The 16301-nt window shown below is 38.3% G+C and carries 11 protein-coding genes; 6 read left to right on the forward strand and 5 right to left on the reverse strand.

Annotation, left to right across the window (positions count from 1 at the left end; genetic code table 11):
- The first annotated feature begins 13 nt into the window (after positions 1–13).
- From ileS to DHW03_RS07495, 3 genes are read left to right on the forward strand one after another with little or no spacing between them, the layout of a single operon-like run.
- On the forward strand, positions 14–3415 hold the full coding sequence (gene ileS, locus DHW03_RS07485) for an isoleucine--tRNA ligase (RefSeq protein ID WP_109925147.1): 3402 nt from the start codon (positions 14–16) through the stop codon (positions 3413–3415).
- 34 nt (positions 3416–3449) lie between these two features.
- The gene (locus DHW03_RS07490) at positions 3450–3833 is read left to right on the forward strand and encodes a TraR/DksA family transcriptional regulator (protein ID WP_109925148.1); all 384 of its coding nucleotides are present in this window, start codon (positions 3450–3452) and stop codon (positions 3831–3833) included.
- Complete coding sequence (locus DHW03_RS07495) at positions 3833–4435, forward strand: lipoprotein signal peptidase (RefSeq protein ID WP_109925149.1); 603 nt, start codon at positions 3833–3835, stop codon at positions 4433–4435. Before DHW03_RS07490 ends, DHW03_RS07495 begins: the two co-directional genes overlap by 1 nt.
- Before the next feature lie 138 nt (positions 4436–4573).
- Here the strand turns inward: DHW03_RS07495 and DHW03_RS07500 are convergent, their stop codons facing one another.
- The 4 genes from DHW03_RS07500 to DHW03_RS07515 all read right to left on the reverse strand — a co-directional run bounded on the left by DHW03_RS07500 (position 4574) and on the right by DHW03_RS07515 (position 10581).
- Entirely contained in the window at positions 4574–4936 is a 363-nt protein-coding gene (locus tag DHW03_RS07500; protein ID WP_109925150.1) for a ribosomal maturation YjgA family protein, read from the reverse strand.
- A 64-nt stretch (positions 4937–5000) separates the two neighbouring features.
- Positions 5001–6227 (reverse strand): 2-oxoglutarate dehydrogenase complex dihydrolipoyllysine-residue succinyltransferase, encoded by a 1227-nt coding sequence (gene odhB / locus DHW03_RS07505; protein WP_109925151.1) that lies wholly within the window; start codon positions 6225–6227, stop codon positions 5001–5003.
- Between the two features lie 94 nt (positions 6228–6321).
- The gene (locus DHW03_RS07510; RefSeq protein ID WP_109925152.1) at positions 6322–9120 is read right to left on the reverse strand and encodes a 2-oxoglutarate dehydrogenase E1 component; all 2799 of its coding nucleotides are present in this window, start codon (positions 9118–9120) and stop codon (positions 6322–6324) included.
- Between the two features lie 186 nt (positions 9121–9306).
- Positions 9307–10581, reverse strand: a complete 1275-nt coding sequence (locus DHW03_RS07515; protein WP_109925153.1) for a DASH family cryptochrome — start codon at positions 10579–10581, stop codon at positions 9307–9309.
- 175 nt (positions 10582–10756) lie between these two features.
- Between DHW03_RS07515 and DHW03_RS07520 the strand changes: the two genes are divergently transcribed.
- The 3 genes from DHW03_RS07520 to DHW03_RS07535 all read left to right on the forward strand — a co-directional run bounded on the left by DHW03_RS07520 (position 10757) and on the right by DHW03_RS07535 (position 15409).
- On the forward strand, positions 10757–12370 hold the full coding sequence (locus DHW03_RS07520; protein WP_109925154.1) for a DUF4139 domain-containing protein: 1614 nt from the start codon (positions 10757–10759) through the stop codon (positions 12368–12370).
- Between the two features lie 764 nt (positions 12371–13134).
- A complete protein-coding gene (locus DHW03_RS07530) occupies positions 13135–14037 on the forward strand; it encodes a TIGR01777 family oxidoreductase (protein WP_109925156.1) in 903 nt (300 codons plus the stop codon).
- 37 nt (positions 14038–14074) lie between these two features.
- Positions 14075–15409: a cryptochrome/photolyase family protein gene (locus DHW03_RS07535; protein ID WP_109925157.1), complete on the forward strand. Its 1335-nt coding sequence runs from the start codon at positions 14075–14077 to the stop codon at positions 15407–15409.
- Here DHW03_RS07535 and DHW03_RS07540 read toward each other — a convergent pair.
- On the reverse strand, positions 15399–16301 hold the full coding sequence (locus tag DHW03_RS07540) for an FKBP-type peptidyl-prolyl cis-trans isomerase (RefSeq protein ID WP_109925158.1): 903 nt from the start codon (positions 16299–16301) through the stop codon (positions 15399–15401). The genes DHW03_RS07535 and DHW03_RS07540 overlap by 11 nt on opposite strands.

Consider the following 16301-nt stretch of genomic DNA (forward strand, 5'->3'; position numbering starts at 1 on the left):
AGGTACTTGATTGATGTATAGCGAATTTAAACAATTAGACCTTGCCAAAATAGGGCAAGAAATACTGGATTTTTGGAAAAAAGAAAACATCTTTGAAAAAAGCATTTCTTCACGTTCAAAAGCCAACCCGTTTACTTTTTACGAAGGTCCGCCCTCTGCCAATGGTATGCCAGGGATTCACCATGTGATGGCTCGTGCTATTAAAGATATTTTTTGCCGTTACAAAACAATTAAGGGTTATCAAGTTAAAAGAAAAGCGGGCTGGGATACGCATGGCTTACCCGTAGAACTAGGAACTGAAAAAGAGCTAGGCATTACCAAAGAAGATATAGGTAAAACAATCTCTATAGAAGACTACAACGAAGCCTGCAAAAAAACGGTTATGCGCTACACAGATGTGTGGAACGACTTGACCGAACAGATGGGCTACTGGGTGGACATGGACGACCCATACATTACCTACAAATCGAAATATATGGAATCGGTTTGGTGGCTTTTAAAACAGATTTACGATAAAGGATTAATTTACAAAGGCTATACCATACAACCTTACTCGCCAAAAGCTGGAACCGGATTAAGCTCGCATGAGGTGAATCAACCTGGCGCATACCGCGATGTGACCGACACAACAATTGTCGCTCAATTTAAAGCCTTAAAAGATACACTTCCAAGCTTTTTGAAAGAATTTGGCGATATCTATCTCTTGGCATGGACCACCACACCTTGGACTTTACCATCAAACACCGCATTAACAGTTGGACCAAAAATCGATTACGTTTTGGTTAAAACTTTTAATCAATATACTTTCTTGCCAACGCAAGTAATTTTGGCTAAAAACCTGGTTGGAAAACAGTTCAGCAAAATTTTCTTCGAAAGCAATGAGGAGCAAGACTTTACCAATTTCAAGGCTGGCGATAAAAAAATTCCGTTCAAAATCCTTTCAGAATGTAAAGGAACTGAATTGGTTGGCATTAAATATGAGCAGCTCTTAACCTATGCTTTACCTTACACTAACCCAGAAAATGCATTCCGTGTAATTTCAGGCGATTTTGTTACCACTGAAGATGGAACAGGTATCGTTCATACTGCACCAACTTTCGGCGCAGATGATGCGAAGGTGGCCAAAGAAGCCGTTCCTGAAATTCCACCGATGTTGGTGTTGGATGATCATGACATTCTTGTGCCACTTGTAGATTTACAGGGTAAGTTTACTAAACATGTAGGGCCATTTGCCGGAAAATACGTTAAAAATGAATATTATAACGCTGGCGAAGCGCCTGAAAAATCGGTTGATGTAGAAATTGCCATTTTATTAAAGGAAGAAAACAAAGCTTTTAAAGTAGAGAAATACGTTCACAGCTATCCGCACAGTTGGAGAACAGATGAACCACTTTTATATTATCCGTTAGATTCTTGGTTTATTAAAGTAACTGATGTTAAAGACAGAATGTTCGACCTTAATGAAACCATCAATTGGAAACCAAAATCTACTGGTGAAGGTCGCTTCGGAAATTGGTTAAAAAATGCAAACGATTGGAATTTATCGCGTTCGCGTTATTGGGGTATTCCACTTCCAATCTGGAGAACTGAAGATAAAAAGGAAGAGATATTAATCGGTTCTGTTGAAGAACTTTACAAGGAAATTGAAAAATCAATATCAGCTGGCTTTCAGAAAGAAAATCCATTTAAAGGATTCGAAATCGGAAACATGTCTGAAGAAAACTACGACTTGATTGATCTGCACAAAAATGTAGTGGATCAAATCACTTTAGTTTCTCCATCAGGCAAACCTATGAATCGCGAAAGTGATTTAATTGATGTTTGGTTTGATTCGGGAGCCATGCCCTATGCCCAATGGCATTATCCTTTTGAAAATAAAGAGAGTATTGATGGAAATGAGGACTTTCCAGCAGATTTTATTGCAGAGGGCGTAGATCAAACTCGTGGTTGGTTTTATACCCTCCATGCCATCTCTACTTTGGTATTTGATAAAGTTGCCTACAAAAATGTAGTTTCAAATGGATTGGTATTGGATAAAAACGGGCAGAAAATGTCTAAACGTTTAGGCAATGCCGCAGATCCATTCAAAACCATACAAGAGTATGGTGCCGATGCAACGCGTTGGTACATGATTTCTAATGCAAACCCTTGGGACAATTTAAAATTCGACATTGAAGGGATTGCCGAAGTTCGTCGTAAATTTTTTGGCACCCTGTACAACACCTATGCATTTTTTGCATTATACGCCAACATCGATAAATTTGAAATCGATAAAAATAATTTAAGCAAGGTTGAAGACAGAACCGAACTAGACCGTTGGATCTTGTCGTTACTGCAAACCTTAATTAACGAAGTGGATGAAAGCTACAACAGTTATGAGCCAACAAAAGCTACGCGAGCAATACAAGCCTTTGTAGATGAACATTTAAGCAACTGGTACATTAGGTTAAGTCGTCGTCGTTTCTGGAAGGGCGAAATGACCGATGATAAACGTGCTGCCTACGAAACGCTATATACTTGTTTAGAAACCTTAGCCCAAGTGATGAGTCCGGTGGCGCCTTTCTTCGCCGATTGGTTGTACAAAAACTTAACTGTTAACGATACTCATGCGGAACAATCCGTTCACTTAACTTTATGGTCCGCTGCCGATGAAAGTTTAATTGATATCGATTTGAACGAACGCATGGTGTATGCTCAAGATATTTCATCGATGGTTTTGTCATTGCGTAAAAAATCGAGTATTAATGTTCGTCAGCCCCTAGAAAAAATCCTAATCCCTTCATTGAACGGCGATTTTGAGCAAAAAATTTCGAAAGTGGCCGATTACATTTTAAGTGAAACAAATGTAAAGCATATCGAGTTTATAACGGACACGCATGGAATCGTTAAGAAAAAGCTCAAACCTAACTTCAAATCCTTAGGTAAAAAGGTAGGCAGAGATATGAGTTTGGTAAAAGAAGCTTTAGAAAATGCAGACCAAGACGCCATTCAACGTTTAGAAAACACCGGTTCGCTAATTGTACCTGGAAATAATGGTGCTGAATACACTATCGATTTGAATGACGATGTTGAAGTTTTTGCTGAAGACATTCCAGGCTGGCAAGTAACCAATCTTGGAAATTTAACCGTTGCATTAGATGTAACCATTTCCGATGAATTAAAACAAGAAGGCATTTCTAGAGAGTTGGTAAACAGAATTCAGAACTTACGTAAAGAATTGAATTTTGAAGTGACAGATCGAATTAAAGTTAGGTTACAAAATGATAACTTAGTAGCTGATGCAGTTATTAAGAACAAAGCATACATTTGCGCCGAAATACTTGCCGACGAATTTGAGTTGACAAACGAAATTGAAAATGCAAACAAAATCGTAATAGATGAGGTTGAATTAAATATCTCGGTAATTAAACTATAAAGAAATCCATAAATTAAAAAATTATATAAAGAACATGGAAAACAGCAACAAAACACGCTACTCAGACAGTGAACTACAAGAATTTAAAGAATTAATTCAAGATAAATTGCGCAGTTCTAAAGAAGAACTGAGCGCGCTAACAATGTCATTAAGCAATCCAAATGCGAATGGAACAGAAGATACCTCTGGTGCTTACAAAACATTAGAAGATGGCTCTGCAACAATGGAAAAGGAGCAAATCAATCAATTGGCTGCCCGCCAGAAAAAATTTATCGATAACCTGGAAAATGCATTGGTTCGCATCGAAAACAAAACTTATGGCATTTGTCGCGAAACAGGGAAATTGATCCCAAAAGAACGTTTACGTGCAGTACCACACGCAACATTGAGCATGGAAGCTAAATTAAAGCAGAGTTAATGAAAGGCCATACAAAACCTTTAATTCTAATCTTTTTGGTTTTATTGGCTGATCAGCTGGTAAAAACTTGGGTTAAAACGCATATGTATCTTGGCCAAGAGTTCAATATTATTGGTAAGTGGTTTATCATCCACTTTACAGAAAATAATGGAATGGCTTTTGGAATGGAGTTTGGTGGTGAGTTTGGCAAACTGGCTTTATCTTTATTCCGCATTGCAGCAGTGGCAGGGATTGGTTACGGTTTACACTATTTGGTTAAGCATAAATATCACAGAGGGTTAATCCTAAACGTTTCATTAATCTTTGCAGGCGCGTTAGGTAACATCATTGATTCGGTGTTTTATGGTAAGATATACGGCTACGAAAGTTGGTTTCATGGTCGCGTGGTGGATATGTTTTATTTTCCGATTGCCGAGGGGCATTTCCCATCTTGGATTCCAATTTGGGGCGGTGATGAATTTGTCTTCTTCAGACCTGTTTTTAACCTTGCTGATGCCGCGATTTCAGTTGGAGTGATCCTTATCCTAATCTTCCAGAAAAATTACTTTAAGGAAGATGTAAAAGATGAAGTAAGTATCAATAGTGAGATTGTTGAAGAATAAGCAATTGCCATTCTCGGCTTAAGCACTTGAATAAAATATCAGCCCATTTCTTAATTGAAATGGGCTTTTTTATTGGTTTATAGGAAATTGCACAATTGCACTGAAGTAAAATTAGGTAGCATTATCCCCGATGGTTCATCACCAATCTGTAAACCACAAGCAAATGAGGTAACCAACAAAATAAGCCAATAAATCAAATACTGAAAAATAAGTACCAAGAACCGTACTCCAAAATTTATCATCCTGCAAACCCAACCAATTTACATAATGAATGGCTTGCAAACCTTCAATGATAAAGGAAAAGATTAAAACGCCTAAAGCGAGCATTTTAAAATTGGTATTTAAGAAAGTCCGTAAAAAAGCATAAATCAAAATCACCACCAAAACATCACCACCAAATGGGCGGATGTAATCGTCATGCAGATATTTTGCAATCAGAATTTCGATGATAAAAATCACCAAAAACAGCAACAAGAATTTGGTATTGAACGTGAATTTCATATTCAATAATACAAAAAAAAAGCCTTGACAAAATGCCAAGGCTGTGTTAAGTATATTTACAGCGTTAAACGCCTAAAAGTAATCTAGCTGGATCTTCTAACAACTGTTTTACGCGAACCAAGAAACCTACAGATTCACGTCCATCGATAATTCTATGATCGTAAGATAAGGCAACGTACATCATCGGACGAATTACAACCTCACCCTTTTCTGCAACAGGACGCTCTACAATGTTATGCATACCTAAAATAGCCGATTGTGGTGCATTGATAATCGGTGTAGACATCATTGAACCGAACACCCCACCGTTGGTGATGGTGAAAGTTCCGCCAGTCATTTCCTCAATTGTTAATTTGCTATCGCGTGCTTTCAAGGCTAACTCCAAAACTGATTTTTCAATTTGAGCTAAAGTCATGCTTTCTGCATTGCGAATAACTGGAACAACTAAGCCTTTTGGAGCAGAAACGGCAATAGAGATATCAGCAAAGTTGTTGTAAACCAATTCTTCACCCTCAATACGACCATTAACAGCAGGGAAATCTTTTAAGGCTTCGGTAACTGCTTTGGTAAAAAAGCTCATGAAACCCAAACCAACTCCAAATTTCTCTTTAAATTGATCTTTATATTTTCCGCGTAAATCCATGATTGGCTTCATATTAACCTCATTAAAGGTGGTTAACATGGCGGTTTCATTTTTAACAGCAACCAAACGCTTTGCAACGGTTCTACGCAATGGCGACATTTTCTCGCGACGCTCGCTACGGCTTCCCGCCGGAGCTGCTTCTGCAGCTGGAGTGCTTGCTTTAGGGGCTTCTGGTTTTTTTCCGGCTTCAGCTTTTACAGCATCATCTTTGGTAATTCTACCATCAATACCTGTACCTTTTACGGCAGCACTATCAATACCTTTTTCGGCAAGAATTTTGCCCGCAGCAGGAGAAGGCGTACCGCTTGCATAACTGTCGCCAGATTTCTCTGCAACAGGTGCTGAAGTTTTTTCTTCAGCCACAACTGGTTTTTCTTCAGCTTTTGGAGCATCAGCCTTTGCAGGGGCTGCGCCACCATCTTCAATTTTACAAACTACTGCACCAATGGCTAAAGTATCGCCTTCAGCAGCAATTGTTTTTAAAGTTCCAGCTTGTTCTGCGGTTAATTCGAATGTGGCTTTGTCTGATTCTAACTCGGCAATAACCTCATCCATTTCAACAACATCGCCATCGTTTTTTATCCAACGGGATAAAACAACTTCGGTTATCGACTCACCAACTGGTGGAACTTTTATCTCTAAACTCATAATGTTTAATATGTCTTTACTAGATTCTAAATATTTTATATCAACTCAATCATTAAATCCGATTAAGAAATAGCATTTGCTTTTTGATGCTATATTAATCGGCCTCAGCTAATTTTTTGCTTGCTTTTTTAGTGGCGTCTTTCAACTCCTCTTTTTTCACAGGCACCTCTAGTGCTTTGGCTAAAATATAAGCTTGTTGATTGGCATGTTGTTTTGCAAATCCTGTAGCCGTACTGCTGCTTTCTCTTCTAGAAATTACATCAATGCCTTTTAAGGCTGTTTTATACAATTTACGGAATAGATATGGCCATGCGCCCATGTTTTCTGGTTCTTCTTGTACCCAGAAAATTTCATCTGCATTTTTGTATTTTATCTTGATGGCTTCCATTTGATCGACAGGTGTAGGATACAATTGCTCAACACGTACAATTGCAACATGTTTAACTTTATCGGCCTGTTGTTTCTCTAGCAACTCGTAATAAATTTTACCACTACAGAAAACGATTCTGTTTACATCTGCAACTTTAACATTTACATCGTCAATAACCTCTTTGAAACCACCATCTGTAAACTCCTCTAATTTAGAAACACATGCTGGATGACGCAATAGGCTTTTTGGAGTAAATACAATTAACGGCTTACGGAAATCGCGTTTAAACTGTCTGCGTAAAACATGGAAAAAGTTTGCCGGCGTAGTACAGTTGGTTACTTGCATGTTATAATCGGCGCAAAGCTCCATAAAACGCTCAATACGTGCTGAAGAGTGCTCAGGACCTTGACCTTCATAACCGTGTGGCAATAACATCACCAAACCGTTTTCACGTTGCCATTTTGTTTCGGCACTTGCAATGTATTGATCTACAACAATTTGTGCTCCATTAAAGAAATCGCCAAATTGTGCTTCCCAAATGGTTAATGCATTTGGGTTGGCCATTGCATAACCATATTCAAAGCCTAAAACACCGTATTCTGATAAGTGAGAATTGTAAATATCAAATGGGGCTTGCTGATCTGAAATATTAGCCAATGGCACATATTCTTCTTCGCTATCTTCTAAAGTTAAAACAGCATGGCGGTGCGAGAAAGTTCCCCTCTCTACATCTTGCCCACTTAAACGAACACGTTTACCTTCTGATAGTAAAGTACCATAAGCCAATTGTTCGCCCATTGCCCAATCGAAAACTTTGGTTTCATTAACCATCTTGGTTCGCTCGGCAAATAGTTTCTCTATTTTCTTAAAAAACTTTTTATTGGCTGGCAAAGTTGTAATGCGTTTACCAATTTCTAACAGGGTAGATTTTTTTACTGCGGTAACTGGCGAAGTTTCGAAATCTTTTGGAGTAGCCATACGCAAATCTGCCCAGGCGCCACCGAATTTAACTTCGGCATTACCCGCTACATATTCTTTAGCTTCGTTTAAACGTTCTTGCAAAATACCCCGGAAATCTTTTTCCATTTCTTTTGCCAAGCCTGCCTCCAATTTACCCTCTTTGGTTAATTGTTCTATATATAATTCCCTTGGGTTAGGGTGTTTTTCTATGGTTTTGTACAATAAAGGTTGGGTGAATTTTGGCTCATCCGATTCATTGTGTCCAAATCTACGATAACAAAGGATATCAATAAACACGTCGTTTTTGTATTTCTGACGATATTCCATCGCTAAATTAATGGCATAAACCAACGCTTCAGGATCATCGCCATTTACGTGGAAAACGGGCGATAAAGTTACCTTGGCAATATCCGTACAATAAGTACTGGTACGTGCATCTTTGTAATTTGTTGTGAAGCCGATTTGATTGTTAATAACCAAGTGGATGGTTCCACCGGTTTTATAGCCATCCAAGCCTGCCATTTGAATTACTTCATACACAATACCTTGTCCAGCTACCGATGCATCGCCATGAATCAAAATTGGAGCTAAACGACTGTTATCACCGCCATATTTGAAATCGATTTTAGAGCGGCTCATGCCCTCAACAACGCCATCAACAGTTTCTAAGTGAGAAGGATTTGGACATAAACTTAAGTGAACGCTTTTTCCTGCATTTGTGGTTACATCGGTTGAGTAACCCAAATGATATTTTACATCGCCACCAAAAGGGGTTTCTGGATTATAGCTTTTGCCTTCAAACTCTGCAAAAATATCTTTGTAGGTTTTTTGCATGATATTGGCCAATACGTTTAAACGACCACGGTGTGCCATACCAATTACAAACTCCTCGATGCCCAGCTCTGCTCCTTTTTCAATTACAGAATCTAAAGCAGGTATTAAAGCTTCCGCTCCTTCTAAAGAGAAACGTTTTTGACCTAAGAACTTTGTACCTAAGAAATTTTCAAAGCTTACTGCTTCATTTAATTTTCTTAAAATGCGTTTTTTCTCCTCGATAGAAAAGTTTGGGGTATTACGTGCACTTTCCATTTTTTGTTGAATCCAATTCAACACTTCTGGCGTACGTAAAAATTTATATTCTGCTCCGATGGAGTGTGCGTAGGTTTGTTTTAAAAAGGCAACGATATCTTTCAGCTTTGCTGCACCGATACCAATTTCTACTCCAGAGTTAAAAACAGTTTCCAAATCTGCATCTGATAAACCGAAATTATCTAAATCTAATGTAGGTAAATGTTTACGTCTTTCGCGTACTGGATTGGTGTGCGTAAATAGGTGACCACGAGTACGATATCCGTCAATCAAATTTAAAACACTAACCTCTTTTAAAAATTGTTCTGGAGTTTCTGCAGTTACTGTTGGTGCTTCTGATCCTCTTCCGAAATCAAAACCCTCAAAAAATTTCCGCCAACCAAATTCAACCGACTCTGGGTCTTGCTGATAAGACTGATATAAAGACTCTATATATTCGGCGTTTGCGCCGTTAAGATAAGATAAACTACCCATTATTAACTGTTTACTATAAGCATTACAAAATTAGAATTTTACCTTATATAAATGGCAAAAATCTCGATTAAAAATAGAATGATTGAAATTGGAATAATTAATATCGGGAATGATTAAAATGTGCAAAATCAGATCGTTAAAAAAGGCCGCCTTTTGATTCCTCCCATTTAAAAAATTAACCACTTTTTAAGAAGCCCAAGTTAAGGCATAGTTCCCTTTTGGATCGAGATTTTTAATATTCTTATCCAAATCGAATACATTTTTAGTTTTTTGGTCGTTACCAACACCAGCCATATTTGCCCAATTGCCCCAATTACTGGCTGGATTATAATCGATTAGCTTTTCTTCAAAATAAGCAGCTCCATAAATCCAACTCACCTCTAAATTGTTTATTAGATATAAAGCAGCAGTTTGGCGAGCAATGTTAGAAATGTAACCAGTTTGGTTCAACTCCGTCATTACAGCATCCACCACAGCAAAACCCGTTTGCGCATTTTTCCACTTATTAAAATTTTCCTTTTCGTTCTCTACATCAACCGGGCCTTGACTTCCGAAACCATCGGGAGTAAAAAATGTGTTGCCGTATTTTTTAAACATAAAGCGGAAATAATCTCTCCAAAGCAAGCCCAACAAAATATGATTAAACATGGCCTTGGTATTAGGCGTAGTTTCCATTTTTTTGATTTCCCAATATACTTTACGAGGAGATAAACAACCCATAGCCAGCCAGGCAGAAAGTTTCGATGCCAAAATTAAATTCTTGGCTGTAGCAGCCTGTTGCATGGCTAAAATAACTTTGTGAAGATGCGCTATTCCACAGGATTCGCCACCTGCAAATTCGAAATCGCATCGTTGGTCTTTAAGGTGGGCAACCAATCCAAAATCTTCTAAAGTTGATAAAGTTCCCCAATCTATTACCTCTGCAACGTTAACTCGATCTGGCGCTAAAAAACAAGGCTTAATGATCGAATCTCGTTCAATTTTCTTTTTAAACTGATTAAATGCATCTGGAATATCTTTAATTGGGAAGGGTAAGTCTTCTTTATTGTATAAAGTATGACCGATGAAGTGTTTCAGATTAACGCGAAGTTTCCATAGTGCATTTTCTAGCATTGCCGAAATGTGGGTTTCCTCACTCGCTACCTCACGATGGTGATAAACCTCTGTAATTTCGTATTCCTGAACCAGTTGCGGAATAATTTCTTCGGGATGGCCTTTAGCGATTAATAAGTTACCACCAATTTGTTTTAAGGAATTTCTTAAAGCCGCTACACTTTCCAAGATAAACTGTCCTCTGATATTTCCGGTTTTTAAAGTGTGGTATTTGGTTTCGCCAAATAGCCGCGGATCAAGAATATAAACAGGCAAAATTATATCCGATTTCGCAATTGCCTCCACAAGCATTTCATTATCATGCAAGCGAAGATCATTTCTAAACCAGACTAAAATTTTTTTGGACATTCCTTACCTAATTAAGAGTAATATGAGCGCTATACAAAAATATCTTATTTTTCTGTTGCCACAAAAACATGCGAAATTCTTTACAAATACTCAACAAAAGCAAATTGACTTATGGAATAGTAGAAATCTGCACATCCTCTATTAAAAATTAACGATACCATAATAAGAAAAAAACATGAAACACTTGCTAACACTTTTACTATTCCCAATCAGTTTATGTGCACAACAACAAATTAAAACCAAGGCCTCACTAGAAAGTGTTACCGTTTACAATAATGGTGCACAATTGAGCCATATTGGAAAGGTAAATTTGCCAGCGGGCACCTCAGAAATTGTAATTAACAATATATCTGGACGTGTGAATGAAAACTCGATCCAAGTTGGGGTTTCAACTGGTGTAACCATATTATCGGTTCAGTTTAATAAAGATTTCTTAAATACAGAAGCCGCCAATCCTGAAATTAAAAGATTAACGGATAGTGTTAAAATCATTTCTAACGAGTTGATTAAAACCAAAAATGCCAAAACCATCGAAGAACAAACTCTGGTTTTGCTAGATGAGAATAGAAAATCGGGCGGCACAAACTCTGGAACAAATGTTACCGAATTGATTAAACTTGCCGATTATTACCGCACTAAAAATGCGGAAGTAAGAGCTGCCATTGCTACCTTAAGCCTAACTGAAGACAAGCAAAACCAAAAATTAAGTGCCTTACAACAACAAATTGCCGAGCTCAGGAATAACCCTAACCAACAACTTGGCCAGTTGGTGTTGCAATTGATGGCAAAAGAAAATATAGATGCACAATATAACGTAACATACATTACACCAAACGCAAATTGGGCAGCCAGTTACGACATTAAATCCACAAACATTTCCAATCCCTTAGGCCTGGTTTACAAAGCTGCGATTACCCAAAATACAGGTTTAGATTGGAAAAAAGTTAAGCTTGCGTTATCAACCGGCAATCCAAATTATAACATTACAGCACCCATATTAAATCCTTGGTTCGTATCAACCTCACAACCGCAAATCCGTATTAGAGGCACATCATCATTTCCTGGTGAACAAAAAAATAGCTTAAACGAAGTACTGGTCGTGGGCTACGGGAGCGCGAAAAAAGAGCGCTTTACTGGGGCGGTATCTACCGTAAACAATTACACTTCTGTTAACGAATCTCAGCTCGGTGTAACTTTTAATATCGATATCCCTTATGATGTAAATAGCGATAACAAACCACACACGGTTTCTTTCAAAGAATACCAAGTACCTGTAAAATACAAATATTATGCGGCTCCTAGGTTGAGCACCGATGCCTATTTATTGGCGGATGTAATCGATTGGGAAAAATTAAATCTACAGGCGGGCGATGCTAACATTATTTTCGAAGGCACTTATACCGGGAAGTCTTACATCAACCCAGCAAACATTCAAGATACCCTGAGTTTAAGTATGGGGAAAGATAAAAAAATCATCATAACCAAAGAGAAACAACAAGATTTTAGCAGCACAAAATTTGTTGGAACAAACAAAAAACAAGTGTTTACTTATCTAATCAAAATCAGGAATACGAAAAAAGAAAGCATAGATTTAACCTTGAAAGATCAATACCCACTATCAACCGAAAGTGATATTGAAATAGAACTTCTAGAAGCTAATGGTGCTGAAGTAAACAAAGATAATGGAATGCTTTCTTGGCAATTAAAAATTGCGCCAAACGAAACCAAAATAATTAAGCTAAGTTATTCAGTTAAAGCACCAAAAAATAAGGTTATTGCGGGATTATAGCGAAGGCATTTTGCGGAAATGATAAGACAATAGCGTTTATATTTTTTGGAAATGAACGTTAGTGAATCGTCGGGGGCAGCAGTCCCGCTCCCGCTTCTGCCCCAATGAAAAATTGGGGCATCTCGCTTCGATCCCTTAGGGGCAGAAAGATTGATGCTTTTGGCTTGTTATATCAGTCCATTCAATTTAAACCCGACAGTAGCGGCAGCCCCGAGTTTTTCACGAGGGCTATAGCGTATGGCGGGACTGCTGTTCGCCAAGAAGTACAGACCGTTCATTTCCAAATCATCATTAACATGCTTTACCTATTCAATTCCTTAAAGCGAAGGCACTTTGCGGAAATGATAAGACGAAAGCGTTTATATTTTTTGGAAATGAACGTTGGTGAATAGTCGGGGGGCAGCAGCCCCGCTCCCGCCTTCTGCCCCAATGAAAAATTGGGGCATCTCGCTTTGATCCCTTAGGGGCAGAAAGATTGATGCTTTTGGCTTGTTATATCAGTCCATTCAATTTAAACCCGACAGTAGCGGCAGCCCCGAGTTTTTCACGAGGGCTATAGCGAATGGCGGGACTGCTGTTCGCCAAGAAGTAAAGACCGCTCATTTCCAAATCATCATGAAAATTTTTGCATTCCATTCGTAAACAAGTAAATATTTGAGGATGAATCCATTTTTAATTGGTGCTTTCTGCCAAACCAACACGGACTTACTAATTTTGTTGTGAGCAGTGCAAAAACCCTTTTGTATCTTTAGTGTTTTAAAACCATGGTAAAAAAGATTCTGATTACTGGGGCAACCGGACTTGTAGGCAAAGCACTCAAAAAACAATTGGTTAAACAAGGCTACGAAGTGAATACGCTGTCGAGAAAGAAAACTGGCGAGCCAAATACTTTTTTTTGGGACGTGTATAAGGGTACTATTGATGAGGCTTGCTTAAACGGTGTAGATTCGATTATCCACCTAGCTGGCGAGCCTGTTGTAGATAAAAAATGGACAGAAGAACGTAAACAGCAGATTATTGATAGCCGTGTAAAATCGACTCAATTACTTTTTAAAACCATTAGATCAAAACCCGATCATCAAGTAAAATCATTCGTTTCTGCATCTGCGGTAGGTTTTTACGGCGATTGTGGCGACGAAATTTTAACGGAAGAAACGCCGAATGGCTATGGCTTTTTAGCAGAATGCTGTAAGCTTTGGGAAGATGCCGTTGATGAGGGTAAAAAATTGAGTTTAAGGGTTGTGAAACTCCGCACCGGAATTGTATTGAGCAGAGCCGGGGGTGCACTGCCACAATTGGATCTTCCGGTTCGTTTTTTTGCGGGTTCTGCAATTGGAACGGGGAAACAATGGACACCTTGGTTGCACCTCGATGATATGGTAGGCATGTACATTTTCGCAGTAGAAAACTTAAATACAGCTGGCAGCTATAATGCTTGCGCACCTTTTCCAGTAACCAATTATGGCTTAACTAAAGCCATTGCTAAGCAGCTTCATCGTCCTTTTTGGCCCGTTAAAGTACCAAAGTTTGCCCTACACGCCTTAATGGGCGATAGGGCTGATGCCGTTCTAATGAGTAGTAATACCTCTGCTCAAAAGTTACTAAACGCTGGTTTCAAATTCAAGTTTACACAGGTTGAAGACGCCTTAAAAGATTTATACGCATAGGAATTAAGGCAAATAAAATTTATATTAAGAAGTATTTATGCACGTTGAAAAATTGAAGTCCAATTCAGAAAATTTAGGAGTTAATATTTGTTGGTTGAGGAGAGATTTGCGTTTAGAAGATAACGCCGCACTTTATCATGCATTAAAAAGCGACAAGCCCGTACTGGTACTTTTTATTTTCGACAAAAATATTTTAGATAAACTTCAAAAAGATGATGCACGGGTAACCTTTATCCATCAAACCATTGAGGCTTTAAAGGCAGATCTTCGCAAACATGGTTCGGATATGTTGGTTAAGTATGGCGAACCAGAAAAGGTTTGGCCAGAAATTTTAAAGGGTTATGAGGTTAAAGAGGTTTATACCAACCACGATTACGAACCTTATGCTCGCGAACGCGACGATAACATGGCTGAATTTTTAAGCAGCGAGAAAATTGCTTTCAAAACCTTTAAGGACCAGGTTATATTTGAAAAGGGCGAAATTTTAAAAGCGGATAAAACGCCTTACACTGTTTTTACACCTTTTTACAAACAGTGGCATGCAAAGCTTAACGATTTTTATATAAAACCTTATCCTACAACGAAATATTTCAAAAATCTTACTAAAAGCAAGCATTTAAATCTGCCGACTTTAAAGGATATGGGCTTTGAAAAAAGCAAAATGGAATTTCCAAAAATTAGTTATAAAAGTAAGTTGGATGATTATGCCAAGGAGCGAGATTTTCCTGCATTGGATGCTACCACCCATATTGGCTTACATTTAAGGTTTGGAACGCTAAGTATCCGCAAAGCTGTAAAAGATGCCATTGATGCGAAATCAAACGTGTGGCTGTCTGAACTTGCCTGGAGAGAATTTTACATGACCATTTTGTGGCACTTTCCTTATGCAGCCTTCGACTCTTTTAAAAAGCAATATGACAAGATTAAGTGGCGCAATAATGAGGAAGAGTTTAAAGCTTGGTGCACGGGGAACACAGGCTATCCAATTGTTGATGCTGGCATGAGGCAATTAAACGAAACTGGATGGATGCACAATAGGGTGAGAATGGTTGTTGGAAGTTTCTTATCTAAGCATTTGTTAATTGATTGGCGATGGGGCGAAAATTATTTTGCTTCAAAGCTTTTAGACTACGAAATGGCGAGTAACGTTGGTGGCTGGCAATGGGCTGCAGGATCTGGAAATGATGCCGCACCTTATTTCAGAGTTTTTAACCCGGAACTTCAAACCAAAAAATTTGATCCAAAGTTTGAGTATATTAAGAAATGGGTTCCAGAGTTTGGTACAAAAAAATATGCCCAACCAATAGTTGAGCATACTTTTGCAAGAGAACGAGTTTTAAAAGCTTTTAAGGAGGCTTTGTCTAATTCGTAGCACTTACAATTTCAATGTCGAAATCTAATGTTGTATTTGCAGGGATTACGCTTACACCTGATGATGAATCTATACTTCCAGAAGGGCCATAAGCCAAAGCTGATGGAATAAAAAGTCTAACCTTGGCACCTGGGGCAAAGTTTTTCAAAATGCCCCAACCTTTTATTACATCATTCAATGTTGTAGAAAAGGTTCCATCTGAAGAGGAATCAAACGTAGTTCCACTTAAAAACCTTCCTGTATATTTTACAACTAATGTTGTTTGGTCATTAATCACTGTGCCTGGTGTACCCGGACTGGTAACTACATAATAAATCCCCGTAGCTTGGTCCTTTGTAGCCGTAATTTTATTTGCTGTTAAGTAGGTTTGAATGTAGTAATCATCCAATTGCCATTGTTTTCTATACGTAAGCGTGGTGATGTAGGTATCCAAAATGGCATTTGAGGGTACATTTATAGCTGAGGAACCGTTTTTACCATAGGCAAGGTGCGATGGGATTAGGATACGAACTTTAGCGCCATACTTCAATCCGTTTAGTGCCTTACCCCATGTACCATTAAACGTATTACTCATGTAACCAAAATAAGTTCCACTTACTCCATATGTTGAAGTAGAATTATATACAGTTCCATCGGTAATCGATTTTTCTTGGTAGCTAAAGAAAACCGAGTCTCTATTTGCAAAAACATCGCCTGTACCACCATCTATAACTTGGTAGTAAGAGCCAGAACCATCTGATTTCATTACAGAGCCAAGATTGTTTGCTTTAATATAGGCCTGAATCGCAGCTTCATCAACGCTTTCAATACTTTCATACTCCTTTTTACAAGAGCTGAAAATGGTTGTAGCCAATAATAGGGCAGCCAGACTTATTTTAGAAAAATTGTTCAT

The sequence above is a fragment of the Pedobacter yonginensis genome (assembly GCF_003173595.1).
In the GTDB taxonomy this organism is placed as follows: domain Bacteria; phylum Bacteroidota; class Bacteroidia; order Sphingobacteriales; family Sphingobacteriaceae; genus Pedobacter; species Pedobacter yonginense.